Source organism: Brucella tritici (genome assembly GCF_902825325.1).
Classification (GTDB): domain Bacteria; phylum Pseudomonadota; class Alphaproteobacteria; order Rhizobiales; family Rhizobiaceae; genus Brucella.
The window spans coordinates 63857-87542 of record NZ_CADEAR010000009.1; the positions used below are offsets into that span (position 1 = coordinate 63857).

A 23686-nucleotide genomic window follows, 5' to 3' on the forward strand; every position below is an offset into this window, starting at 1 on the left:
CTGCGATATGCGGGGCATGGCCTATAAGATCGATGATTTGCCTTTTGAAGAGTTTTTCGTACCCGTGAACAAGGCTACGGCGGCTCTGGTGCGGCTGGACGAACGGCTTTCGCGCTCGCCCATTCGCGAAGGTATGGTCGAGCGGATGCATATGCACGATGCCGTCGCTTCGATGTGGCTTGAAGCTGAGCTTGTGCATATGGAAGACTTGGTCTTGCACGACGCCTTGATGGACAGCCGAATGCCAAGCCATGCGCTGACCATCGCACATGCCGTATTACGCATGCGCCGACAGATTGCTGGAAGGTCCGCTGACTGGGCTCTTGGCCCGATCGGCATTCAACAATTGCTCGGTCGAACGGTTGATACGACACCTCCAGAAATTGAGCCGTCAGAGGGAACGGACGACGAAGTCAATCCGTTGTTTGATGATATTGACAATTTGCTTGCACGGACTGACGCACTTTTGAAAGGCGGAGTTCCAGGCAAATCCAAACCAGAAACGACTGCGCGGGATACGCTACTTTACGACGATGACTGGGATGAGGATGCGCGTTTGCAGGAATGGCGGGATTGTCTTGTTGGGACAAGGCATCTGCCGCCACTTATGCGCGCCGCATTGATCCACGACGCATGGTTTTCTCTGGAGGTTGTACAGCGATCGTCATGGATTGGCCGATTGCTGACTGCCGCCTTCTTGCGTCAAAGTGGTCTTGCAATGGGGCATCTGCCGGCGATTAGTCTCGGCCTTCGCACAAAGCGACCGGATGAACGGCGTTCGCCCAACCGTCTGATCCGTCTCAAGGCGTTTTGCGAAAGCATCGAACATGCAGCCGATACGACCATGAAGGAGCACGACCGACTGCTTCTGGCGCGCGAACAGATGCAGCGTAAGCTCAAGGGGCGCAGGTCCAATTCGCGATTGCCACAATTGATGGAGATGGTTCTGCGCAGTCCCGTTATTTCCAGCCAGATGGTGGAGAAGGAACTGCAGGTTACACAACAAGGGGCGCTGAAGCTGATTTCGGAACTCAATTTGCGGGAAATCACAGGGCGGGGGCGGTTTCGCGCGTGGGGAGTTCTTTAAATCGGCTTCATGCACTTGCTGCGAAGATGGTCAGCGAAGAGCTGAAATTCGTTGCGGCGAGCGGCGTTGGAGCGCCAGACGAGAACCAGTGAACGGTAATTGTTCCTGCCCTCATAAGGAACGATACTCAGCTCTGTTCCGCGGGTAACTCCGGCTTTGACCGCGACTTCCGGCAATAGTGTAACCCCCATCCCGAAATCGACGAGTTGTACCAAGGTCATGATGGATGTGGCGTGAACGTCGCCACTCGCTTGAGCTGGGGTAGAACCTATAGCAGCCATGACGTGTTCACGAAGGCAATGCCCGGTTTCCAGCAAAAGAAACGGCTGGTCCTGCAAGTCGTCTGCGTCGACCCGGTCGCGATTGGCTAGGGCATGATCGCGTCGCACTGCCAGATAGAAGATGTCCCGACCAAGCTCTGCTACCTCAAATTCATCAAGGTCGTAGGGATGGGCTACGAGTGCGACATCTAGCGAACCCGAACGCAAACTGTCGAGCAACGATCGCGTAAGGCCCTCGCGAATGGTCAACTGCAGTTCGGGAAAGGCTTTGGCGGTGGCTGGCAGGACTTTAGGTAGCAGAAAAGGCGCTATCGACGGAATGACGCCCATTCGCAATCTGGTCGTCAGCGGTCGCTCGGCCTGCCGCGCATGTTCGGGTAGTTCTTCAATGAGGGCTATGATCGTACGAGCGCGAGCCAAAAAATCTTCACCGGCAGGCAGAAGCTGCATTCTTCGGCCCGAGCGATCGATCAGTATTACACCAAGTTCTGTCTCGAGCGTCTGGATCGCCGCACTCAGCGTCGACTGGGTAACGCCCACGACCTCGGCTGCACGCGAAAAGGACCCCGCTTTGACAAGGGCCATAAAGTAATGGAGCTGACGGATGCTTATGTTGAGCATTGAATCTTTCGATTTTTCTCCATCGTTAAAATCGATGGATTTGATCGTTATAATCGTTTTGACCGATTTAACAAGAATCCCTATATATGAATCGCAGACGGAAAATTCTGAAAATTCAGAAATTTCCGCATAACAATTGAATTTACAGGCAGGTATAAAATGCTCGGTATCGGCGACAAGCTTCCCTCCTTCAAGGTCACCGGCGTAAAGCCCGGTTTCAACCATCACGAAGAAAACGGCGTTTCGGCATTTGAAGAAATCACCGAAGCAAGCTTCGCGGGCAAGTGGAAGGTTATCTTCTTTTACCCGAAGGATTTTACCTTTGTGTGCCCGACCGAAATCGCTGAATTTGCGCGTCTTGCTTCGGATTTCGAAGACCGCGACGCAGTCGTTCTGGGCGGTTCGACCGACAATGAATTCGTGAAGCTTGCATGGCGTCGCGATCACAAGGACCTCGACAAGTTGCCGATCTGGTCGTTTGCCGATACCAATGGTTCGCTGGTCGATGGCCTCGGTGTTCGTTCGCCGGACGGCGTCGCATACCGCTACACCTTTGTTGTCGATCCGGACAACACGATCCAGCACGTTTACGCAACCAACCTCAATGTTGGTCGCGCTCCAAAAGATACGCTGCGCGTTCTCGATGCGCTGCAGACCGATGAGCTTTGCCCATGCAACCGCGAAGTCGGTGGCGAGACGCTCAAGGCTGCCTGATAGGCCCTGATTGGTTTGCAGAAAGGCGGGTCAAGGCCCGCCTTTCTTTTATCTAATATCCAAATGACAGATAAAGAGGGTTCCATGTCCATTGATGATCTGAAGTCAAAGATCCCGGATTTCGCCAAGGACGTTCGTCTCAATCTTTCGTCGATGGCAAGCGACGAAACTCTGACATCGCAACAGAAATACGGTCTGTTTGTCGCCTGCGGCATTGCCTCTCGAAATGCCGATGTGCGCAAGGCGCTTGTTGCCGAAGCAGCTGCCAAGGTCGATGCTTCCGTCATTCAGGCGGCAAAGTCTGCTGCGTCGATCATGGGCATGAACAACGTCTATTACCGCTTCGTGCATCTTGCGACCAACAAGGACTATCGCACCATGCCAGCGAAGCTGCGCATGAATGTGATCGGTAATCCGGGTGTCGATAAGATTGATTTCGAACTCTGGTCGCTGGCTGTATCTGCGATCAACGGTTGTGGCATGTGCATTGATGCGCATGAGGATGTCCTGCGCAAGGCCAATGTGACGTCGGAAACGATCCAGACCGCCGTGCGTTTTGCATCGATTATTCAGTCGGTGGCTATCGCGCTGGAAGCTGCAGACACTGAATAAGAGCAGCACGCTTTTTTAAAAAAGAAAAGCCCGCGTGGATTAGTCCACGCGGGCTTTTTGTTTCGTAGGGTTTATTACTCGTCGCGCTTGAACGAGATGAATGCAAAACCGATCAGCGAGATGACCGCAGCAACAGACATGTAATAGCCGACATAGTCGAAGCTATAATGCGTTGCGAGCCAGGTCGCGATATAGGGCGCAACCGAAGCACCGAGAATACCCGCCAGATTGAAGGTCAGCGAAGCGCCTGTATAGCGGACCGAGGTTGGGAACGGCTCGGCCAGAGCTGCACCGATTGGGCCATAAGTGAGGCCCATCAAACCAAAGCCGATGATAAGGAATGCGAGAACGCCAGCCGTACCAGCCATGAACAAAGGTGCCATGATGAAGCCGTAGAGGCCGATCAGAACAGTGACGATGATCATGACCGGACGCATGCCGAAGCGGTCGGACAATAGGGCTGCTACCGGAATCATGAGGCCGAAGAATATCACGCCAACCATCTGAAGAATAAGAAATTCCTCGCGGCTGTAACCAAGAGCGCGTGTACCCCAGCCGAGTGAGAAGACTGTCATGAGGTAGAACAGGACGAAGGTTGCAACCGCACCGATGGTGCCGAGGAGAAGGCTCATCTTGTGCTGCTTGAACAGGGTTGCGACCGGTACCTCGACGCGTTCAGCCTTGTCGATTGCCTTTTGGAATTCTGGCGTTTCAGCGATTTTCAGTCGGATGAACAACCCGACACCGACCAGAAGGGCGCTGGCGATGAAAGGAATGCGCCAGCCGAAAGCAAAAAACTGTTCTTCAGTGAGAGCTTCAGCCAGGACAAGGAAGATGCCGGTTGCCAGAATGAAGCCAACCGGCGCGCCGAGCTGCGGGAACATGCCGTACCACGTACGCTTGCCTTCCGGCGCATTTTCAGTTGCGAGCAGGACTGCACCGCCCCATTCACCACCAAGACCAAGCCCCTGACCCAGACGGCAGAGAGCCAGCAGAAGTGCCGCCCAGACGCCGATGGAGTCGTAGGTTGGCAGGAAACCAATGGCGACCGTGGAAATGCCCATGGTCATGAGCGCGGCAACCAACGTCGCCTTGCGTCCAACTTTATCGCCGAAGTGACCAAACAGGGCGCCGCCGATAGGGCGGGCAAAGAAGGCAATCGCGAAGGTCGCGAGTGACTGTAGAAGCGCAGAATTGCCATCACTCGCAGGGAAGAACAGATGCGGGAATACGATCACCGCAGCGGTGGCATAAATATAGAAATCGAAGAATTCGATCGTTGTGCCGATCATGCTTGCGGCCAGAACGCGGCGCGCGGAATTTTTCTGCGGAGAAACCGCTACAGCGACAGTCATTGTTTCAAATCCAATACTTGCGGGCGTCTAGATTGGGGGAGGAGCCCGAGATGTGGTTTCTTTAAAACCGCAGAGTATGGAATCGCAAGCAGAAAACGGCTTTTGAGCAACTTTATAAGTTCGGATGCGCTGTTTTGGAAAGAAACGCGAAAATGGATAAAATTCCCGTCATCACTCGGCTCGGTCTTTCAATTGTCGTGACTGATGACTAGATTTCCGGTGTCGTCCGTTTGGAAATAAAGATGTATCGAGCAAAGTACGATATCGGAGTAAGGAGTACAGCGCGAGGCCATGCGGTCTTGCGTTTGCCTTCCCGTGTATTCGTGACATTGCTTTCGTTCCTGTTTCTCGTTTCCGCGCAACTTTGTTATGCGATGTCGCATGATACACCATCTGTGCAGACAGTTTCCGAATGCCATGTGAACATTTCGGATCATATGGACGACTCGGCTATGTCGGCGGACAAAGGCAAGGCTGCACCGATGGATCGCGGTGCCAAAACGCCAAATGCTTGTGTCATGATGACATGTGGCTGTGTTGTCCAGTTGGCAGCGGACTTGCGCGCGTTTGTTCCAGCACAGGATTTTGGCTTGCCGCCGCTGGTCGCGGCGCTGAACGGCAAGTCTCCAAATAGAGATCTGCGACCTCCAATATCGCTTCAGGCTTGATCTGGAAATCGCCGTCAAAGGTTTGGCGGCTATTATGATTATTGTCTGGAGAATAACCATGACTGGAATTACACGTCGTCGCCTGCTGACTCTTGGAGCAGGGGCCGCCTTTATTGCTGCCATTCGCCCTTTTGACATCGGGGCACAGGATGTACATCAGCATATGCGGCACGGTGCAGTCGCCCCATCAACCGCTCGAACCGGCGGGCCTTTGCCTCTGCCTGCTCTGATCGAACCCGATGCATCAGGTGTCGTTAAGCTGAAAATACAGAAGGGGCGACATAGTTTTGAAGAAGGTAGTGAAGCGGCATCTGCTGGCATCAATGGCGCTTATCTTGGCCCGCTCGTGCGCTTGAAGAACGGTGAAACGGTCACCCTTTCCGTTGAAAATGGCATGGATGAAGAAACCACGCTTCATTGGCATGGGCTGTTTGTTCCGTCTGTCCTCGACGGTGGACCACATAATATGATAGCGGGGGGCACAGTGTGGAAGCCGAAAGTTACGGTTAACCAGCCGGCTTCGTTCAACTGGTTCCATCCGCATCTGCATGGAAACACCGCTCGGCAGGCGCATATGGGTATCGCTGGTTTGATGGTGGTTACGGATGGCAAGGATGCTGAACGCGGGCTGCCTGAAGATTACGGCGTGGATGATATTCCGCTGGTGCTTCAGGATCGCCGGGTGATTGAGGGCGATAAGGTTTATCAACCCGATATCATGGACTTGATGCATGGATTCCGTGGTGACAAGCTTATCGTGAACGGTGTCGTTTCACCCGAAGCGCGTGTCCCTGCATCCATCGTTCGCCTGCGTATTCTGAACGGTGCCAATGCGCGAAATTTTCATGTTCGTCTGAGTGATGATCGGCCTTTACTCGTCATTGCATCGGATGGCGGATTTATCGGAAAACCTGAGCCAGTCGAAAGGCTGACCATCAGCCCCGGTGAACGTTATGAGATTCTGGTTGATTTCTCCAACGGCGAGGCGGCTGACCTGCTGACCTATGGCGATGATAGCGGCGGTGACGATCTACATTTAATGCGGTTTGTCGTAGACGCTGCATTGCAAGGGAAAATCACGACCCTTCCAGATCGCCTTGACGGTCCTGATACGCCTGATGAAAAACTTTCTGTAAGGCGCCGCTCATTTTTCTTCGATGAGAGGATGGCGGACAACATGAAGCTAATGATGGCGAAGCCGTCAGCCGATCCTTATGCTGGGCATAATATGGGCAATATGGACATGGACCTAATGCAGTTCGGTGCGATGGATCATGATTTGCATGGCGCCAAAAGTTCTGCCGATACAGGACCGGCGCTTGAAGCTCTGACGTCAGGTGTCGAAATGGCGATTGCGGGTAAGCCATTCGATATGGATCGCATTGATGTCGAGGCTAAACTTGGCTCTTGGGAGATTTGGGATCTTGCAACAAAAGAGATGCCGCATCCATTCCATATCCATGGGGCATCATTTCGCATTCTTTCCCAAAACGGAGAGGTTCCTCCAGCACATCAATCAGGATGGAAAGATACTGCATTGATCGATGGAAAGGCCGAAATACTTGTCCATTTTGATCGCGAGGCAGTGAAAAGCCATCCATTCATGTTTCATTGCCACGTTCTGGAACATGAAGATGTGGGTATGATGGCGCAGTTTGTAACAGTATAGGCTTTGACGGGCCGTGAGACACGCATATGTCACGCGGCCCTTCTTTCGACAATTTAATTTCGAACAATTTCAGACAGTGTGCGTTGTCTTTGGGTCACGAAACAATGTGATCAGGAGAAAGAGATGCAACCGTTATTGATTGCTTCAGCAATGATGCTTTTGACAGTTCCCGCTGTCGCTGCAGATATGAGTGTCAAACTCTACGAAGCTTTGCCGACTGGTCAGGGGAAGGAGATCGGCACCGTGACGATCTCGCAAACTGCAGAAGGACTGCAATTCAAACCGGATTTGCGCGGCCTTCCCACGGGTGAGCACGGTTTTCATGTTCATGAGAAAGGAAGCTGCGCGCCTGCCGAGCAAGATGGAAAAACTGTTCCGGCGCAAGCCGCCGGTGGGCATTACGACCCTTCACATTCCAAGCATCACATGGGGCCGGAAGGCGAAGGGCATCTTGGTGATTTGCCTTTGCTCAAAACTGATGCCGAGGGCAATGTGACCCAAAGCGTTACGGCTCCGCGTCTCAAGTCGCTAGATGAAATCAAAGGCAGGGCTTTGATGGTTCATGTTGGTGGCGACAATTATTCCGATGAACCCAAGCCACTTGGCGGCGGCGGAGCGCGTTTTGCCTGCGGTGTGATCGAGTAGTCCGGAGTGAAGACCTATCTATCCCCAGTTCTCGATGCGGATTTTGGAACCATCGGAGAAGCGCGATATATGAAACGCCGAAGGATCGACGATCGGCGTTTCTCCTGTGACCATATCGGCTACAAGTTTACCCGCTCCTGGGCCGATCCCGAAGCCATGTCCTGAAAAGCCTGTTGCCACGATCAATCCTTCAACGCCAGGAAGAGGTGAAATGACGGGAATGACATCGGGCATCGTATCGATGAGACCTGCCCATTCCTGTGCTATTGTGGCAGATGCGAAAGAAGGGATTGCCTGCTTCAGTTTCGCAAGCACTTGAGCATTGGCTGCCTTGTGCGGAGCAGGGTCGAGTGTACGGATTTTCTCGAAGACCGAGACCTGATCTGCAGGTCGGAGCTTCCACTGGAATGCTTCTTCGAAAAACCGTTCGCCAAACCGGAATCGCAATGAGCGCCATTCGGTCGAAAGCGACGGTATGAAATCGCGGAAAAACCGGAAACTATCGGGTACGATATCCGCGATGGATCCACCAAGGCTCGCTACCGTATAACCACCATCCAGCCGTTTGCGCAGGGCGAAGTCTGAAAATGCAATCGCAGGTTCCACACTGGCCTCGAGAGGTGTCGTACGGAAGACGGAAGAACGGACTTTCAGCTGCGGCAGGTGGGCATTGAATTCAGAAACAATAAGCTTGGACCATGCCCCTCCCGCGACAACCACCGCCTCACAGCGCAAGCGACCTTTTTCAGTCAGGACAGCGGTGGTTCGGCCATTGGTCGTTTCGATACCGCGTACAGCACAATTTTGTAAAATGACAGCGCCATCTTCTTGTGCTTTTGCTGCAAATGCGGGAACGGCCTTTTGCGGTTCCGCACGACCGTCGAGCGGCGTAATCATGCCACCGGCAAGGCGACGATTGATCCCCGGTGCAAGTGCTGCAACTTGTTTGGTGTTGAGAAGTTCCGTTTCGATACCATGCTCGCGGGCGATTTTGATCCACTCGGCATAAAGAGCCATTTGCTCTTCTTTTTCAGCCGTGTAAGCAATTCCAGTAACGTGGAAGCCGGTTTCGCGGCCCGTGCGTTTATTCATGCCTTCCCATAGTCGCATACTTTCGACGATGAGCGGCATTTCGCGGCTGTCACGACCCGTACGACGACACCAGCCCCAATTGCGGCTCGATTGTTCGCCAGCGATTTCGCCTTTTTCAAGGAGGGTAACAGGGACGCCTCGCTCGGCCAGAAAGAGAGCCGTGGAAACACCGATGACGCCGCCGCCGATGATGGCGATTTTGGTTTCCTGCGGCAAGCTTTCGGTTGTCGCCACCTTATCCGTGACCGGCCCCATTTCGGTATTCTCCTGCAATGCGATTGGGTGATTTGGCATGTGGAAGCATTGCGAACATGGCTCGCTTTTCATTCGCGATCAACAAGATAAGCCGTTCTAGAAATACTTAATCACGATATTCCTGAGATATTCTATCCTGTTTTGGTAGCTTTCTGGAAAATGTATCTCTATATCCGCATCAACTGTAATTTGGATACGCGATCTGGCTCATGGACGCACGCAACCCGTACGACGACAGACAGGTTTCCGGTCATTCCGGTCCGGCGCTAGCTTTGTCCGGTATCAGCCGTCAGTTTGGCCCGGTGCGTGCTCTCAATGATATCTCTCTGGACGTTCATGCGGGCGAGATTATCTGTCTGGTTGGTCATTCTGGCTGTGGTAAGACTTCTCTATTGCGCATTATTGCCGGCATTGATGCCCCAGACAGTGGAACGCTCACGATGGGAGGCAAGACGCTAGTCGGATCGGCGATATTTATTGAGCCGGAAAAGCGCAATGTTGGTGTCGTCTTCCAAGACTACGCCTTGTTTCCGCATTTGACGGTCAAAGAAAACATCCAGTTCGGCTTGCGGAGAATGCCTCGCGAAAAAGCGAATGTTCGGACAAGAGAGCTTCTAGAACTGGTGTCGCTCTCTCATATGGCGGATCGTTATCCGCATATGCTCTCAGGTGGTGAGCAGCAGCGTGTTGCTCTCGTTCGGGCTCTTGCGCCGAAGCCGCATCTTCTGCTGATGGACGAGCCGTTCTCAAATCTTGATCGAGGTTTGCGTGCCCGGGTTCGTCGTGAGACGGTAGCTTTGTTGAGGGAGCTCGGGACAACCGCGATTATCGTGACTCATGAGGCTGAAGAGGCACTGTCTACCGGGGACAGAGTTGTGCTGATGCGATCCGGCGAGATCGTTCAGAGCGGCAATGCGCGCGAACTCCATGATCGGCCAGCGAACCGTTATGCGGCAGATTTTTTCTGTGACTTCAATATGATACCGGGAAAAGTTGAAGGCGATAACTTGGTCACTCCCTTTGGGATTCTCGCCGCGGCTGAAAAGCTTGAACCAGATGTCGAGGCGTTCGTTTATCTGCGTCCGCGTGATTTTTCCATCCTGACTGACGGCGAGACTGGCGAAGATTCATTGCGAGGTCGCATTGAATCACGCACGTTTCTCGGTGAAATCGAAGAATTGGTCGTACTGGTGACAGACACAGCTTTTCGTTTGCGAGTACGCACAGAACTGCGGCTTCCCGCATCGACTACCAATATTGTTCTGTGCCCGCACTGGGATAAGGCGCTTATTTTCCCCAAATGACCGAAAATATATGTGTCAGAGTTGCATGGGTAATTGACCGTTAGCGAGCCTCACCGTATAACTTGATTACTTCGCTCATAATTCAAAATGAAATAGGTTCATCCGGAGGTAAAATGTCCAAATTTGCGCGTTCTGGTCTCGCTCTCGTTGCAATAACGCTGTTCGCAGGAGCCGCCCACGCAGATGAAGTGAACATTTACACGACACGTGAGCCGGGCCTCATTCAGCCCTTGCTCGACGCTTTTAAGTCGTCCACGGGTATTACCGTCAATACCGTGTTCTTGAAGGATGGTCTGGCAGAACGTGTGGCCTCCGAGGGGACGAATTCGCCAGCGGACATTCTTATGACAGTCGATGCCGGTAATCTGGTTGATCTCGTCGATAAAGGACTCACCCAGCCTGTCGATTCCAAGGTACTGAAAGAGGCTGTTCCAGAGCAGCTTCGCGATGCAAAGGATAACTGGTTCGCGCTCTCCATGCGGGCTCGCGTTGTTTATGCAGCCAAGGACCTTGAGCTCGACAAGATCAATTATGAAGATCTATCTGATCCGAAATGGAAGGGTAAGGTTTGTATCCGTGCAGGCCAGCATCCTTACAATACCGCGCTCTTCGCGGATTTCATCGCGCATTATGGTCCGGAAAAGACCGAAGAATGGTTGAAGGGGCTGAAAGATAATCTCGCACGCAAGGCTGCGGGCGGGGATCGGGATGGCGCCAAGGATATAGTCGGCGGTATCTGCGATATTGCAGTCGCAAATTCCTATTATGTCGGCCTGATGCGTTCGGGTAAGGGCGGTGATGAACAGAAGGCCTGGGGCGAAGGCATCAAGGTTCTGTTGCCTACCTTCAAGGATGGTGGAACCCAGGTCAACATCAGCGGTGCAGCTATTGCCAAGAATGCGCCGAACAAGGATGCTGCAGTCAAGCTGCTTGAATATCTGGTGTCTGATGAGGCCCAACAGATCTACGCCAAGGCCAATTTCGAATATCCGGTCAAGCCGGGTGCGCCCCTTGATCCAATCGTGGAATCGTTCGGGGAGCTGAAAATCGACAGCGTTCCGCTGTCCGAAATCGTCAGCCATCGCAAGCAAGCAAGCGAACTGGTCGACAAAGTCGGTTTTGATAACTAAAAGCCGAATGACCTAGGCAGACTAACGCCGGTGCAGTTCATGCGCCGGCGTTGCATTATAGAGAGCCCAATGGAAACTTTTCCAGTTATGCGGAAACGATTTTTGCAGCCCGCAAGGGCAGGGCGCAGTTGGCTGTGGTTCTCCATTGTTGTCGCAGTTCTGGTTTTGCTGCCGATCCTCGCCCTTACGTTGGAAGCTATACAAGGCTCAACCCGACTATGGGCACATCTGTTCGCGACCAATCTGCCATCTGCTTTTCTCGAAACGGTAGTTCTGCTCACCGGGGTCGGCATTATTGCTGCGATTCTTGGTACATCGACGGCGTGGCTGGTTACAGCCTATGACTTTCGCGGGCGGGCTGTGTTGGAATGGGCGCTTTTGCTGCCATTGGCTGTGCCAACCTATATTATTGCTTACGCCTATCTTGATATCCTGCATCCTATTGGTCCGGTCCAAGGCGCGGTTCGTTTCGTGCTGGGATATGATAGCCCGCGCCAGTTGCGGTTACCCGATATCCGTTCGATGGCTGGATGTATTCTTCTTCTGGGTTTCGTTCTCTATCCTTATGTTTATATTCCCACGCGGGCTATGTTTCTCACTCAGTCTGCCAGTCTCATTGAGGCGGCAAGAACACTGGGTGTAAGCCGCAAGGGTATCTTCTGGCGAGTCGCCTTACCGCTAGCCCGGCCCGCTGTGGCGGTCGGAGTTAGCTTGGCCTTGATGGAAACGCTGAATGATGTGGGCGCCGCAGAGTTTTTAGGTGTTCGTACATTGACCGTATCGATTTACACGACCTGGATAACGCGTTCTGATTTACCAGGTGCGGCCCAATTAGCGCTCGCTCTCTTGCTTCTGGTTGTTGCTCTGGTTTCGATCGAGCGTTGGGCCCGGCGCAAACAGCGCTTTGCTTCCAATATTCGTCACTCACGCGGCTTTGAGCCGTTGAAAGTTAAGCGAGGGCAGGCTGCCTGGTTGTTCTGTCTTTGCTCACTGCCCATCGTCATAGGATTCGTCATGCCTGCGATCTATCTGGTCGTGGAGGCCATAAAGCGCGTTCGCTTTGCCGGTGTATCCCCCCGATTGGTCGGCGAAGCTTTCAACACAGTCACTCTGGCTTCAATCGCAACAGTTCTGGTACTGATCTGCGGAATGCTTGTTGCATATGCGGCTCGGCTTTTCCCCATTGCGATTTCACGCTGGTCTTATCGCTTTTCGACGATGGGTTATGCTGCGCCTGGAACCGTAATCGCTATCGGCATTCTTGTCGTTGCGAGTGGCTTCGATAGCCTCATCAATCAGTTTACATCACATATATTCGGGTTCTCGGCAGGACTGGTGCTGATAGGAACAGGCGCAGCGGTGATCTATGCCTACGTCGTCCGATTTCTCGCCATTTCTGCGGGTGGTATCGATTCCGGTCTTGAGCGCATTCCCTTGTCACTGGATCAAGCATCGCGCACCTTGGGACGTGGTGTGACGCAGACATTTTGCGCAGTTCATTTACCGCTTTCCAAAACGGCTATTGTTGCGGCTGGGCTACTCGTATTCGTTGATTGCGTGAAAGAACTGCCAGCTACACTCTTGCTGCGTCCGCTCAACGTTGAAACCTTTGCGACGCATCTTTATGGCGAAGCCGCACGTGGGACTTATGAAGAAGCGGCCATTGCCGCGCTCGCCATTGTGGTAGTTGGAATTTTGCCGGTGATATTGCTTGCCCGTGTCGGGAAACGTTATGGAAAGCGTGCCTGATCATCAATTCGGCGCGATATTCGCACGGTGTCCCTCTTTAATGGGTAGAAAACACAGATTTGTATATTACGGAATTCAGATTTGCTTAAATAGTTATTGGTAGTTTTGTCCAGGGAAAAAGCACAGTCTGAGTGATGCCTCTTGTTGTATTTTTATAAGAAGTGCACTTCGGACTAAAGCGGGGCGGTATGTTTAAAGTCCTGGAATGCGTGGCAGTACAGCACGATCAGCCTTTTGTTGTCTTGGCTGCATCTATTTCATTTGCAAGTATGTTTGCCTTTTTCCTATTGCTAGCACGTGCGCGAGAATGCACAAAAAGCCGCCGCGACAATTGGCTGGCAACGAGTGCGTTTGCGGGTGGGTTGGGTGTGTGGGCGACCCATTTCGTAGCCATGCTCGCTTATCGCGGCACGGTGGCTATCGAGTTTGACTTCACAATCACTGTTCTTTCGGCGGTGATAGCTGTACTTGGCTTTTGGCTAAGTCTGCGATTTCTCAAGGGGCCGACTTTCAGCAATATTCTGATCGCTGCCGTTTCTGCGACGTTATCGATTGCGGCAATGCATTTTACCGGCATGAGTGCGATCAAAGCTGCAGCTAATGTGCGCTATGATCTTCCACCGGTCCTCGTCGGCAGCATTATATCGACTCTATTGCTCATAGCCGCTTTTTGGTTTGTGACAAATGCATCGGGTTGGATGCGTATTGTACTTCCGACTGTTGGAGGGATACTCGCGGTTTGTACGCTTCATTTTACAACTGTTGCGTCAACTGAGTTGGTTCCGAATCCCACTCTTCCAGCGGCCGATCCGCTTGGCATAGGTCGTCTCTGGTTGATTGGTGCCATAGCTGCAGTTGTTTGTGTCGTCGCACTAACGACGATTGTTGCCGTATTCGTAGACCGTTACATGACAGACCTTAAGGGATTTGCGAACGCTACGCTGGATGGTTTGGCGGTGATCCGAGAAGGTGGAATCGTTGAAATGAACGCTCGGTTTTCTGAACTTATGCGACGTAGTGAAAAGGCGCTCGCTGGCGTTGCGCCGGATACCCTGTTATTGGCGGCTGATGGACTTCCCGTCTGTGCCCCCCGTTCGGAAGCAATTGAGGCCGCGCCGCGATTCCCAAATGACGAGCGCATTTTTGAACTTGCAGTTCACACGATTGAGTATCAGGGGCGTCCTTGTGAGGTTCTGGCCGTTCGCGACCTCACCGAAAAACGCACGGCCCAGCGCCAAATCGAACATATGGCGCGGCATGACGCACTCACTGATTTACCTAACCGCATGTTTTTTGAGGAGCGTCTTTCGAATGCTGTAGCGCGCCGTAACCGTGAACCTTTCGCTGTACTGGCGCTCGATCTGGACCGCTTCAAGGCCGTGAACGATATTTTCGGTCATGCAGAAGGCGACCGTGTATTGAAAACGGTCTCCAACATTCTGAAGCGATCCATCAACGGCATAGACACAGCTGCACGTATCGGTGGTGACGAGTTTATCATTCTACAGGTGGGGGTGCCACAACCCAAAGGTGCGCGAAAACTATCTGAGAAGATTCTGGAGACCTTCCGATCAGAACTGAATACCGTGCTCGATCCGACTGCTGTCGGTGTCAGCATTGGTGTCGCTGTATATCCGAGTGACGGCAAGGACGTTGAAGCAATTCGGCATGCGGCAGATATTGCCCTTTATCGGGCTAAGACGGAAGGGCGGGGTACGGTTGCATTCTACTCACCGGAAATGGACCGTGAGATAAGCGAACGTCGCCAGATGGAGGCCGATTTGCGCCACGCGATGGTTCGCGGGCAGATCAGTATTGCCTATCAGCCATTGTTCGCGACGGCTGACGGAAGCTGCACAGGTTATGAAGCTTTGGTTCGCTGGAACCATCCAGAGCGTGGCCAGATACCGCCGGAAGTTTTTATCCCAATCGCTGAGGAAACGGGAACAATAATAGCTTTGGGCGAGTGGGTTCTGCGTGAGGCTTGTCGCACGGCTGCCGGATGGGACAAGCACCTGAACATAGCGGTAAATCTTTCGCCGGTGCAGTTTCGACTGGTTAATCTACCCGATACGGTCGGTTCGGCCCTCAAGGAAACTGGTCTGAATCCAGAAAGATTGGAACTGGAGGTCACGGAATCTGCGCTGATGAAGGATCGGTTGACGACACTTGAGCTGTTGCGTCGCATGAAAAAGCTGGGTGTTCGTATCGTTATGGACGATTTCGGCACCGGTTATTCCTCGCTCAGCAATCTTCAAAGTTTCCCGTTCGATAAGATTAAAATAGACCGCAGCTTTATCACCAGTATGGAAACTGATGTTAGTGCGCGGGCCATCGTACGAGCCATCGTCGGATTGGGGCGTAGTCTGGATCTGCCTGTGGTAGCCGAAGGTATAGAAACCTTCGATCAGCATCGCATGGTGACCGAAGAGGGCTGTGAACAGGTTCAGGGTTTTCTTTTCGGGCGTCCCGCCAACGCGCCAGCTGCCGTGGACCCATCATTGATGCTTCCCCGCAAGAAGGGCGAGGGGCAAGTAAAAGCCAGCTGATAAACTGCAGACATGTGAATAACTGTGCGACCTCGGTGTTGCTGAGGCCATTTTGCTGTGCCGAATTGTTACACCGCTGTCATATGATGCGATTGTGAATGAAATAGCCCAGTGGAACCTTCTGAGCAGGAAATGCAAATTTCTTTGTTCCTGGAATGGGTTACATGGGGTGAACCCGATCCTGCTCCGCGAATAGATTAATGTTTTCAACACGATATTTCGCGTTATCGCAATAATAAGTGAATTTATCCGAAGGAGCTTTCCGTGCTTCTAACACGTTGCGGCCACAAAGCGAAAGCTGAATAGGACGAACAGTAACAGTACTTTGGATCGTAGCGAAAATCTCGTAACAGAATTTCTCGATGCGCATCTTGGTGAAGTGGATGATGGAAACGATGCTTACTTCGCAACAATGGCTGCCAGTCGAGTTGCTCAATATCGGGTTGGCCGCTGCCCTTTTCTTCGCCTGCCTTGTACACTCACTGTGGAAGGCTGTCTTTGATGAGATCAACCCGGTATTCTGGCGGCGCACGGCGTCGTTGCTCTGGGCGGGTATCTTCATTGTTGCACTGAGTGGCGGGATTGAAAGCTTCAACTGGCCACAGGCTATTGGCTGGCTTCTCGTTCTGGGCGGTGTGGTTGCGACCGTCACACGTACTGGGATGAGCTATTATCGTCAATATTCCGCTCATACATCGCGCGTTGTCCATTCGGGTCGCACCCGGCTCTCGGGACGGTGATCGCCATGTTTGCAAAGACCGTAGAAATGCCTTTGCGGCTTCACCGCCCTCATAGTTTGCGCTCGTTTTTTATCCGCGCTTTTGCTGCTGCACGATCCCGTAAATATTCGTAGAGCGTGCACCTGATCGGCAGTAGCCAAGAATGGGTCCTTCGGCTTCATCCAACGCTGCTGCCATCGCATCCACATCTTCCTGCGTCAACTGCCCGCCAATGACCGGAATGTAATAGGTTGCAAGTCCAGCCTTCTCTGCCACACGTGCAATTTCGCTGAATTGAGGTTGCTCGGGGCCACCTTCGCCATCAGGCCGGTTGCAGATGATCGTGCGAAATCCCTCCGCAGCAATATCGCGCACATCGTCGGGTTCGATCTGGCCCGAAACCGAGTAATTGTCGTCTACTTGGCGAATATCCATCTTTTCCTCACTTGCCATCCAAATTGCGACGGCTTGTCCGGTGGCACCTTACATAAAAGTTGTTTTCATGCCACATGAAACTGTTGGGAGGATTGATGCGATGGCAGGTAAGCAAGTAAGATGACGATCCACAAGATAAGTCAGAGTGCTGCGCGCCTCGCGCATCGTGCGTCCAGCTTCCATGAGGGTATACGCATTGTACCGGAAGAAGTACCGGTGGCAGTGAGCTATAACGGCTCAACGCAAGCCGTGATGATGGCTACTCCTGACAATCTTGAGGACTTCGCGATCGGTTTCACTCTTACCGAGAATATCGTCGATCATGTTTCGGAGATAGAAGCGGTTGAGGTGGTAGCCTTCGAGAAAGGCATTGACGTTCAGATCAGACTGTCCGAACGCCCCGAGCAGAGACTTGCAGCGCGACGCAGATTTATGGCCGGTCCAGTCGGATGTGGTCTCTGCGGCATAGATTCCATCGAACACGCTCTGCGGCCGCTTGGGGCGCTCAGCGAGAACAGCCGAAAATTTGCCCCGCGCGATATCTCAATGGCTATCTCGTCGCTTGCGGAAGGACAACTGCTGAATGCGCAAACCCATGCGGTTCATGCTGCGGGTTTCTACGTTCCACGTGAGGGCCTCATAGCCGTGCGTGAGGACGTTGGACGTCACAATGCTTTGGATAAACTCGTCGGTGCCGTCTCGCGTATCGGTTCCTCGCCGGAAAGCGGGATCATTGCGATCACCAGCCGTGTATCGGTCGAAATGGTGCAGAAGGCAGTCATGTTTGGAGCGCCGGTTCTGGCGGCGATTTCTGCTCCGACGGCACTTGCCATTCGGACAGCTCTGGAATCGAATCTGACACTTGTTGCGTTGGTGCGAGGCGGTGAGTTCGACGTTTATGCTCACCGAGAACGCGTCGTCGGAGAATGACCGGCCTCTACAATAAGGCCGGTCTGAACATCTTTATGCGAGGGCCGCTATACGGCTGCGTTCACTAATGAGTTGTAACGCCGCATTGGCTGCTTCCACGCCCTTCACCTTGAAGTGGGCATGGAAGAAGTCATGGTGCTCCTTGCTTTCATGGAAATGATGCGGCGTCAGGACGACGCTGAGAACCGGAACTTCAGTCTCAAGGCCGACTTGCATCATGCCGTCGATAACGGCAGTTGCCACGAAATCATGCCGATAAATGCCACCGTCTACGACCAACGCCGCGCCGATGATGGCCGCATACTGGCCGGTCTTGGCGAGGGTTTTGGCATGGAGAGGGATTTCATAGGCACCAGGAACGTCGAAGATTTCCACTTCCACGCTAGTGCCAGCTTTCGCTGATAGTTCCGCGACAAAGCTCTTGCGGGCTTCGTCGACAATATCAGCATGCCAGCGGGCTTGAATGAATGCAATCTTGAATGAAGTTTTGTTCGGATAGCTCTGGTTCATAGGTTCCTCGCGAAACTAGAATCAGGGCGCACAAAAGAACGCATAGATAATGCCCAAGGGCATGATCCTGACGCTCAATCGCTCTCTTCCATCCGGACTTTAACCGTCGGCCCCGGCATCTCACCGGATCTGCTGACCCTGAACTGAAGCCGAATCGGCCTCTGTACAGGCGCTCGCGGGCTCGAAACGTTCGTTTCATACCGCCGGTGGGGAGTTTCACCCCGCCCCGAGAACAAGCCCGCACACCATTGTGCAAGCGCCGCGAAACTATGCTCTCGTAACACGCTTGTCCAGTGAATTGAGGAGGATTTCTGTCTCCGATTTTTCAGGTTGAAGAGGGCATATTGAGGGTGCAATGCAACAGGAAGTGCGATGCAGAGCACTTCGTTGAGGCTAAGTGGTTAATTTATAAGATCTTTTCCGATGGAAATTCGCTCTTTGATTCTAATCGATTAAATTTCACCGATTTTATCAATCAAGGGATATTGACACCCTGGCGGGTTATGAGCCTATCCTATGGTCACATCTTGTCTTGCGGATATTTCGCATCCATGAAAGACAACGTTGTCAATTGTGCTGAAGCGGCGTATGAGTGGGATGGAGGATTTCAGGAAAACGTCGTGAAGGATGGCCGAGCACAGGTGAAAGCAGATGCTTTCGCATCGTATTGCGGCAGTAAATAGCGGGGTCAGCTGTTTGGAGCAGCCGGTTCTGGGTCCGTGCCGAGGAGGTGCGGATGGGAATGACGAGACGGATTACCATGGAGAAGCAATGGCTTGTCCGGATATCCGATAGTTATGGTTTCGTTTGTTTCTACGGGAGGTAGACATGCATAAACTTTTGAAGCTCGCTGCGATGGGTACGGCCGCCTGTGCTTTGCTCGCCGGAATGGCCCCTGTTGCCAACGCGCAGGACAAGCAGAATGTTGAAGTTCTGCACTGGTGGACCGCTGGCGGTGAAGCTGCGGCTCTCGACGTTCTCAAGAAAGATCTTGAAAAGAAGGGTATCAGCTGGACCGATATGCCGGTTGCCGGTGGTGGCGGTACGGAAGCTATGACAGTGCTGCGTGCGCGCGTCACAGCGGGCAATGCGCCGACGGCGGTGCAGATGCTTGGCTTCGACATTCGCGACTGGGCGGAGCAGGGTGCCCTTGGCAACCTCGATGAGGTTGCTAACAAGGAAGGTTGGGAAAAGGTCATCCCGGCTCCTTTGCAGGAATTCGCCAAATATGATGGCCACTGGATCGCTGCTCCGGTCAATGTTCACTCCACCAATTGGATGTGGATCAACAAGGCGGCACTCGACAAGGCTGGCGGCAAGGAACCTGCCAACTGGGATGAACTGATCGCTTTGCTCGATAAATTCAAGGAGCAGGGCATCACGCCGATCGCTCATGGTGGACAGCCTTGGCAGGACGCGACCATTTTTGATGCGGTCGTCCTGTCTTATGGCACCGACTTTTATAAGAAAGCTTTCATCGATCTCGACCCTGCAACTCTCGGCAGCGATACGATGAAGCAGGCTTTCGACCGTATGACGAAGTTGCGGTCCTACGTTGATGACAATTTCTCCGGTCGCGACTGGAACCTCGCTTCCGCTATGGTCATTGAAGGCAAAGCTGGTCTTCAGTTCATGGGCGATTGGGCAAAGGGCGAATTCATCAAGGCTGGCAAGAAGCCGGGCGAGGATTTTGTCTGCATGCGCTATCCGGGTACGCAGGGCGCTATCACCTTCAATTCCGATATGTTCGCTATGTTCAAGGTCTCGGAAGATAAGGTTCCGGCGCAGCTTGAAATGGCCTCGGCGATTGAAAGCCCGACATTCCAGTCGGCCTTCAATGTGGTGAAGGGATCTGCTCCGGCGCGCACCGACGTACCGGACACTGACTTCGATGCTTGCGGCAAGAAGGCTATCGCCGACGAAAAGGAAGCGAGTGAAAAGGGCACGATGCTGGGCTCCATGGCCCATGGCTATGCTAATCCGGCTGCAGTCAAGAACGCGATCTATGACGTTGTAACACGCCAGTTTAACGGTCAGCTTTCTTCGGAAGATGCCGTCAAGGAACTCGTGTCGGCTGTCGAAGCTGCCAAGTAACAGCATATGGGCGTCTGGGATATTCTTCCCGGACGCTTTTCATTCCAGGCGTTCTGAATATGGGCGCGCATTTTAAAGTGCTGGCAGCAACGGCCAGAAATCAAAACAACAATTGCATGATTTAGGTCTGCATGTTTCCATCGGAAATTGCAGCAGGCCGAGCTTATTAAGTGCATTCGGTTGCGTGTCATAGAATAGCACCGGATTGCCAATCAAACCGATGTCCGGATCCTTCGCCAGATAATTGGCCTGGTTTCCGGCGGCGTGAACAGGGTGACGCAAATATGCAGCGTAACAGCCGATTACAGGAACTGGTGCCAAAGCTGGTTCTGGGACCGAGCTTTCTGATAGTGCTCGTGTTTGTCTATGGTTTCATCATCTATACAGGTGTTCTTTCGCTAACCAATAGTCGAATGTTACCATCCTATGGTTTCGTCGCTCTCACGAACTACACCAAACTTTGGGCTTTGCCGCACTGGTGGCGCGCGATCACCAATCTGGCAATCTTTGCATCGCTCTACATCATCATCTGTTCGGTTATCGGACTATTTCTCGCAATCCTCCTCGACCAGAAGATTCGTGGTGAAGGCATTCTGCGCCCGATCTATCTCTATCCGATGGCGCTGTCTTTCATCGTCACTGGTACGGCATGGAAGTGGTTTCTCGATCCGGGCATTGGTCTGGAAAATACAATGCATTTATGGGGTTGGGAGAGTTTCTCCTTCAACTGGATCAAGAGCAATACCATGGCAATTTACTGTCTGGTGATTGCTGCCGTATGGCAATCTTCCGGATTTGTGATGGCGATGTTCCTCGCAGGATTGCGCGGCGTGGATAATGAAATCATCAAGGCTGCCCAGATAGATGGAGCATCCACGGGGACCATTTATCGCCGCATCATTATTCCGTTGATGCGTCCGGTTTTCCTGTCCGCTTTCGTGGTTCTCGCTCATCTGGCGATCAAGGCATATGATCTCGTTATCGCGCTGACCGGCGGTGGGCCGGGCCAGGCCACGGAGTTGCCTGCGACGTTTATGTATTCTTACACCTTCACACGCAACCAGATGGGCATCGGTGCATCATCTGCAATCATCATGCTTGCAATGATCTTCTCGATCATTATCCCTTATCTTTACTCTGAAATTCGCGGAGGGTCGCGATCATGAGCGCCCAGTCGCAAGACAATGCCATCAACAGTGGAAAGCTAACGCGTGCGCTGATCTATACTGCGCTACTGCTCTTCGCTTTCTACTATCTGTTGCCGCTCTATGTAATGCTGGTTAACTCCTTCAAACCCCTTGAAGAAATCCGCCAGGGCGGGATGTTGAACCTGCCGCAGCAGTGGACCATTGATCCGTGGCTATCTGCCTGGTCGACAGCTCAGATTGGGGTTCAGCCCACCGGGCTGAAGCCGTTCTTCATCAACTCGATCCTGATGGTCGTTCCAGCCGTTGCAATCTCAACCATTGTCGGCGCGTTGAACGGTTACGTCCTGACCAAATGGCAATTTCGTGGATCGAACATCTTTTTCGGCCTGCTGCTTCTGTCGTGCTTTATTCCGTTCCAGATCGTGCTCATTCCGATGGCGCGTGTTCTTGGTTTTCTGGGGATCGCTGGCACGATCTGGGGACTGATCCTCGTGCATGTGGTTTATGGCATCGGATTTACGACGCTCTATTTCCGCAATTATTATGAAGCCTTCCCAACAGAACTGGTTCGGGCTGCCCAAATAGACGGAGCAAGCTTCTTCCAGATATTCTGGCGTATTTTGCTGCCATCCTCAGGACCGATCATCGTAGTGTCCGTGATCTGGCAGTTCACCAATATCTGGAACGACTTCCTGTTCGGGGCTTCCTTCTCTGGTGCGAATTCCACGCCGATGACGGTTGCGCTCAACAATCTGGTTTCCTCTTCCACCGGCGTCAAAGAATACAATGTCCACTTCGCAGGAGCCATCTTGGCGGCTCTGCCGACGCTGATCGTTTATATCGTTTCTGGCCGCTATTTCGTACGTGGTCTGATGTCCGGTGCCGTTAAGGGATAAGTTGCAAATGTCTTTTCTGAAAATTTCCGACCTCTACAAGTCCTACGGCAATGTTTCGGTTTTGAAGGATATCAATATCGAGATCGACGAGGGCGGTTTCCTCGTCCTCGTCGGCCCATCTGGTTGTGGTAAATCAACATTGCTGAACACTATCGCCGGGCTCGAACCAATCACGTCTGGTGACATTGCTATCAATGGCAAGACGGTTTCCGGCTTGCACCCGTCGCAGCGCGATATTGCGATGGTCTTTCAGTCCTATGCGCTTTATCCGAACATGACAGTTGCCGGGAATATCGCTTTTGGTATGGAAATTCGTAAGGTTCCGAAGGCTGAACGCGACAAGGCTATTCAGGAAGTTGCCGATATTCTGCAGATCGGTCATCTGCTGGACCGCAAGCCGAGCCAGCTTTCAGGTGGTCAACGTCAGCGTGTAGCCATGGGACGCGCTCTGGTGCGCAATCCTCAAGTCTTCCTGTTCGATGAACCGCTTTCCAATCTCGATGCCAAGCTGCGTGTCGACATGCGCACTGAGATTAAACGGCTACACAGCCGGATGAAGACCACGATCGTCTATGTAACCCATGATCAGATCGAGGCAATGACCTTGGCAACCAAGATTGCAGTTCTGAAGGATGGAATCTTGCAGCAATTCGGAACTCCAGCCGAGATTTACAACAATCCGGCTAACATGTTCGTTGCTGATTTCATGGGATCACCAGCGATGAATCTGGTGACTGCGCGGGTCGAAAAAAACGGATCGGGTTATGCGATTCATCTTGGACGCGGTGAGGACGAGCCGCTGAAGCTGCCATTGAAGGCGGCGCCTCAAGGATTAGGCGCGTACGAAGGCAAGGATATTGTCTTCGGTATTCGTCCTGAAGCACTCACCGATCTAGATGGAGCTGATCGCAATGCAGACGCTGTCGTGGAAGGGGATTGTCTGATCGATGTTGTTGAGCCAGCGGGATCGGATACATTTGCCGTCACGCGTCTGGGTGGCAAGCATGTCGTGGCGCGGCTGCGTGCGGATGCCCGCATTACTGCAGGACAGTCAGCCCAGCTTGCATTCAACCTGGATAAGTCGGTTTTCTTTGATCCGAGCAGTCAGGAAAGAGTTCTCTAATCATAAGGTACATAGTGCAGCCTCTGCCAAGAGAGCGGAAGCTGCGTGAAACGAAAAGAGCGCTTCCATTTTATTGAAAGCGCTCTTCTTCATGTCTGCC

The 23686-nt window shown here is 52.7% G+C and carries 21 protein-coding genes and 1 riboswitch; of the genes, 16 read left to right on the forward strand and 5 right to left on the reverse strand.

Annotated elements, in window-relative coordinates; genetic code table 11:
• The first annotated feature begins 16 nt into the window (after nucleotides 1-16).
• On the forward strand, nucleotides 17-1087 hold the full coding sequence (locus tag HWX93_RS14440) for an RHE_PE00001 family protein (RefSeq protein WP_176037721.1): 1071 nt from the start codon (nucleotides 17-19) through the stop codon (nucleotides 1085-1087).
• Here HWX93_RS14440 and HWX93_RS14445 read toward each other — a convergent pair.
• A complete protein-coding gene (locus HWX93_RS14445; protein WP_109986441.1) occupies nucleotides 1084-1989 on the reverse strand; it encodes a hydrogen peroxide-inducible genes activator in 906 nt (301 codons plus the stop codon). The genes HWX93_RS14440 and HWX93_RS14445 overlap by 4 nt on opposite strands.
• Nucleotides 1990-2148: 159 nt before the next feature.
• On the opposite strand from HWX93_RS14445, the gene HWX93_RS14450 reads away from it, so the two are divergent.
• Together HWX93_RS14450 and HWX93_RS14455 are read left to right on the forward strand one after the other, a co-directional pair.
• Nucleotides 2149-2703, forward strand: a complete 555-nt coding sequence (locus tag HWX93_RS14450) for a peroxiredoxin (RefSeq protein ID WP_006469087.1) — start codon at nucleotides 2149-2151, stop codon at nucleotides 2701-2703.
• Between the two features lie 84 nt (nucleotides 2704-2787).
• Nucleotides 2788-3315, forward strand: coding sequence for a carboxymuconolactone decarboxylase family protein (locus HWX93_RS14455; RefSeq protein WP_151554507.1), 528 nt, complete (start codon nucleotides 2788-2790; stop codon nucleotides 3313-3315).
• Nucleotides 3316-3389: 74 nt separating this feature from the next.
• Here the strand turns inward: HWX93_RS14455 and HWX93_RS14460 are convergent, their stop codons facing one another.
• Nucleotides 3390-4670: an MFS transporter gene (locus HWX93_RS14460; RefSeq protein ID WP_176037722.1), complete on the reverse strand. Its 1281-nt coding sequence runs from the start codon at nucleotides 4668-4670 to the stop codon at nucleotides 3390-3392.
• A gap of 242 nt (nucleotides 4671-4912) precedes the next feature.
• Between HWX93_RS14460 and HWX93_RS14465 the strand changes: the two genes are divergently transcribed.
• From HWX93_RS14465 to sodC, 3 genes are all read left to right on the forward strand, one after another.
• Nucleotides 4913-5338, forward strand: coding sequence for a hypothetical protein (locus HWX93_RS14465; RefSeq protein WP_176037723.1), 426 nt, complete (start codon nucleotides 4913-4915; stop codon nucleotides 5336-5338).
• A gap of 58 nt (nucleotides 5339-5396) precedes the next feature.
• Nucleotides 5397-7007, forward strand: coding sequence for a multicopper oxidase CueO (cueO, locus tag HWX93_RS14470; protein WP_176037818.1), 1611 nt, complete (start codon nucleotides 5397-5399; stop codon nucleotides 7005-7007).
• 123 nt (nucleotides 7008-7130) lie between these two features.
• Entirely contained in the window at nucleotides 7131-7652 is a 522-nt protein-coding gene (sodC, locus tag HWX93_RS14475; RefSeq protein ID WP_176037724.1) for a superoxide dismutase family protein, read from the forward strand.
• Between the two features lie 18 nt (nucleotides 7653-7670).
• Here sodC and HWX93_RS14480 read toward each other — a convergent pair whose 3' ends face one another.
• Entirely contained in the window at nucleotides 7671-8999 is a 1329-nt protein-coding gene (locus HWX93_RS14480) for an NAD(P)/FAD-dependent oxidoreductase (RefSeq protein WP_176037725.1), read from the reverse strand.
• Between the two features lie 209 nt (nucleotides 9000-9208).
• Here HWX93_RS14480 and HWX93_RS14485 point away from each other — a divergent pair, with 209 nt between their 5' ends.
• The 5 genes from HWX93_RS14485 (at nucleotide 9209) to HWX93_RS14505 (ending at nucleotide 16471) form a co-directional block, all read left to right on the forward strand.
• Entirely contained in the window at nucleotides 9209-10303 is a 1095-nt protein-coding gene (locus HWX93_RS14485; protein ID WP_176037726.1) for an ABC transporter ATP-binding protein, read from the forward strand.
• A gap of 113 nt (nucleotides 10304-10416) precedes the next feature.
• On the forward strand, nucleotides 10417-11433 hold the full coding sequence (locus tag HWX93_RS14490; RefSeq protein WP_176037727.1) for a Fe(3+) ABC transporter substrate-binding protein: 1017 nt from the start codon (nucleotides 10417-10419) through the stop codon (nucleotides 11431-11433).
• A 69-nt stretch (nucleotides 11434-11502) separates the two neighbouring features.
• Complete coding sequence (locus HWX93_RS14495; protein ID WP_419190961.1) at nucleotides 11503-13182, forward strand: ABC transporter permease; 1680 nt, start codon at nucleotides 11503-11505, stop codon at nucleotides 13180-13182.
• Nucleotides 13183-13370: 188 nt separating this feature from the next.
• On the forward strand, nucleotides 13371-15731 hold the full coding sequence (locus HWX93_RS14500) for an EAL domain-containing protein (protein WP_176037729.1): 2361 nt from the start codon (nucleotides 13371-13373) through the stop codon (nucleotides 15729-15731).
• A 362-nt stretch (nucleotides 15732-16093) separates the two neighbouring features.
• On the forward strand, nucleotides 16094-16471 hold the full coding sequence (locus tag HWX93_RS14505) for a hypothetical protein (protein ID WP_176037730.1): 378 nt from the start codon (nucleotides 16094-16096) through the stop codon (nucleotides 16469-16471).
• 69 nt (nucleotides 16472-16540) lie between these two features.
• Here the strand turns inward: HWX93_RS14505 and HWX93_RS14510 are convergent, their stop codons facing one another.
• A complete protein-coding gene (locus HWX93_RS14510; protein ID WP_109986452.1) occupies nucleotides 16541-16885 on the reverse strand; it encodes a TIGR01244 family sulfur transferase in 345 nt (114 codons plus the stop codon).
• A gap of 120 nt (nucleotides 16886-17005) precedes the next feature.
• Between HWX93_RS14510 and fdhD the strand changes: the two genes are divergently transcribed.
• Nucleotides 17006-17815 (forward strand): formate dehydrogenase accessory sulfurtransferase FdhD, encoded by an 810-nt coding sequence (fdhD, locus tag HWX93_RS14515; RefSeq protein ID WP_176037731.1) that lies wholly within the window; start codon nucleotides 17006-17008, stop codon nucleotides 17813-17815.
• A 33-nt stretch (nucleotides 17816-17848) separates the two neighbouring features.
• Here the strand turns inward: fdhD and HWX93_RS14520 are convergent, their stop codons facing one another.
• Nucleotides 17849-18325 carry a 6,7-dimethyl-8-ribityllumazine synthase gene (locus tag HWX93_RS14520; RefSeq protein ID WP_109986454.1) on the reverse strand — a complete coding sequence of 159 codons (477 nt, stop codon included), beginning with the start codon at nucleotides 18323-18325 and terminating at the stop codon, nucleotides 17849-17851.
• Between the two features lie 76 nt (nucleotides 18326-18401).
• Nucleotides 18402-18563, reverse strand: a riboswitch (FMN riboswitch).
• A gap of 590 nt (nucleotides 18564-19153) precedes the next feature.
• Between HWX93_RS14520 and HWX93_RS14525 the strand changes: the two genes are divergently transcribed.
• The 4 genes from HWX93_RS14525 (at nucleotide 19154) to HWX93_RS14540 (ending at nucleotide 23586) form a co-directional block, all read left to right on the forward strand.
• The gene (locus HWX93_RS14525; protein WP_176037732.1) at nucleotides 19154-20419 is read left to right on the forward strand and encodes an ABC transporter substrate-binding protein; all 1266 of its coding nucleotides are present in this window, start codon (nucleotides 19154-19156) and stop codon (nucleotides 20417-20419) included.
• Between the two features lie 284 nt (nucleotides 20420-20703).
• Nucleotides 20704-21585 carry a carbohydrate ABC transporter permease gene (locus HWX93_RS14530; RefSeq protein ID WP_176037733.1) on the forward strand — a complete coding sequence of 294 codons (882 nt, stop codon included), beginning with the start codon at nucleotides 20704-20706 and terminating at the stop codon, nucleotides 21583-21585.
• Nucleotides 21582-22463 carry a carbohydrate ABC transporter permease gene (locus HWX93_RS14535; protein WP_176037734.1) on the forward strand — a complete coding sequence of 294 codons (882 nt, stop codon included), beginning with the start codon at nucleotides 21582-21584 and terminating at the stop codon, nucleotides 22461-22463. The genes HWX93_RS14530 and HWX93_RS14535 overlap by 4 nt, the downstream gene beginning before the upstream one ends.
• Nucleotides 22464-22470: 7 nt before the next feature.
• Nucleotides 22471-23586, forward strand: coding sequence for an ABC transporter ATP-binding protein (locus HWX93_RS14540; RefSeq protein WP_176037735.1), 1116 nt, complete (start codon nucleotides 22471-22473; stop codon nucleotides 23584-23586).
• Nucleotides 23587-23686: the final 100 nt, after the last annotated feature.

Coding starts and splice junctions, on each gene's coding strand:
- HWX93_RS14505 (WP_176037730.1), top strand. CDS start 16,094: ATGCGCATCTTGGTGAAGTGGATGATGGAAACGATGCTTACTTCGCAA.
- fdhD (WP_176037731.1), top strand. CDS start 17,006: ATGACGATCCACAAGATAAGTCAGAGTGCTGCGCGCCTCGCGCATCGT.
- HWX93_RS14500 (WP_176037729.1), top strand. CDS start 13,371: ATGTTTAAAGTCCTGGAATGCGTGGCAGTACAGCACGATCAGCCTTTT.
- HWX93_RS14485 (WP_176037726.1), top strand. CDS start 9,209: ATGGACGCACGCAACCCGTACGACGACAGACAGGTTTCCGGTCATTCC.
- HWX93_RS14480 (WP_176037725.1), bottom strand. CDS start 8,999: ATGGGGCCGGTCACGGATAAGGTGGCGACAACCGAAAGCTTGCCGCAG.
- HWX93_RS14495 (WP_419190961.1), top strand. CDS start 11,503: ATGGAAACTTTTCCAGTTATGCGGAAACGATTTTTGCAGCCCGCAAGG.
- HWX93_RS14535 (WP_176037734.1), top strand. CDS start 21,582: ATGAGCGCCCAGTCGCAAGACAATGCCATCAACAGTGGAAAGCTAACG.
- HWX93_RS14455 (WP_151554507.1), top strand. CDS start 2,788: ATGTCCATTGATGATCTGAAGTCAAAGATCCCGGATTTCGCCAAGGAC.
- HWX93_RS14465 (WP_176037723.1), top strand. CDS start 4,913: ATGTATCGAGCAAAGTACGATATCGGAGTAAGGAGTACAGCGCGAGGC.
- HWX93_RS14440 (WP_176037721.1), top strand. CDS start 17: ATGGCCTATAAGATCGATGATTTGCCTTTTGAAGAGTTTTTCGTACCC.
- HWX93_RS14510 (WP_109986452.1), bottom strand. CDS start 16,885: ATGGATATTCGCCAAGTAGACGACAATTACTCGGTTTCGGGCCAGATC.
- HWX93_RS14520 (WP_109986454.1), bottom strand. CDS start 18,325: ATGAACCAGAGCTATCCGAACAAAACTTCATTCAAGATTGCATTCATT.
- HWX93_RS14490 (WP_176037727.1), top strand. CDS start 10,417: ATGTCCAAATTTGCGCGTTCTGGTCTCGCTCTCGTTGCAATAACGCTG.
- HWX93_RS14445 (WP_109986441.1), bottom strand. CDS start 1,989: ATGCTCAACATAAGCATCCGTCAGCTCCATTACTTTATGGCCCTTGTC.
- HWX93_RS14450 (WP_006469087.1), top strand. CDS start 2,149: ATGCTCGGTATCGGCGACAAGCTTCCCTCCTTCAAGGTCACCGGCGTA.
- cueO (WP_176037818.1), top strand. CDS start 5,397: ATGACTGGAATTACACGTCGTCGCCTGCTGACTCTTGGAGCAGGGGCC.
- HWX93_RS14525 (WP_176037732.1), top strand. CDS start 19,154: ATGCATAAACTTTTGAAGCTCGCTGCGATGGGTACGGCCGCCTGTGCT.
- HWX93_RS14460 (WP_176037722.1), bottom strand. CDS start 4,670: ATGACTGTCGCTGTAGCGGTTTCTCCGCAGAAAAATTCCGCGCGCCGC.
- HWX93_RS14530 (WP_176037733.1), top strand. CDS start 20,704: ATGCAGCGTAACAGCCGATTACAGGAACTGGTGCCAAAGCTGGTTCTG.
- sodC (WP_176037724.1), top strand. CDS start 7,131: ATGCAACCGTTATTGATTGCTTCAGCAATGATGCTTTTGACAGTTCCC.
- HWX93_RS14540 (WP_176037735.1), top strand. CDS start 22,471: ATGTCTTTTCTGAAAATTTCCGACCTCTACAAGTCCTACGGCAATGTT.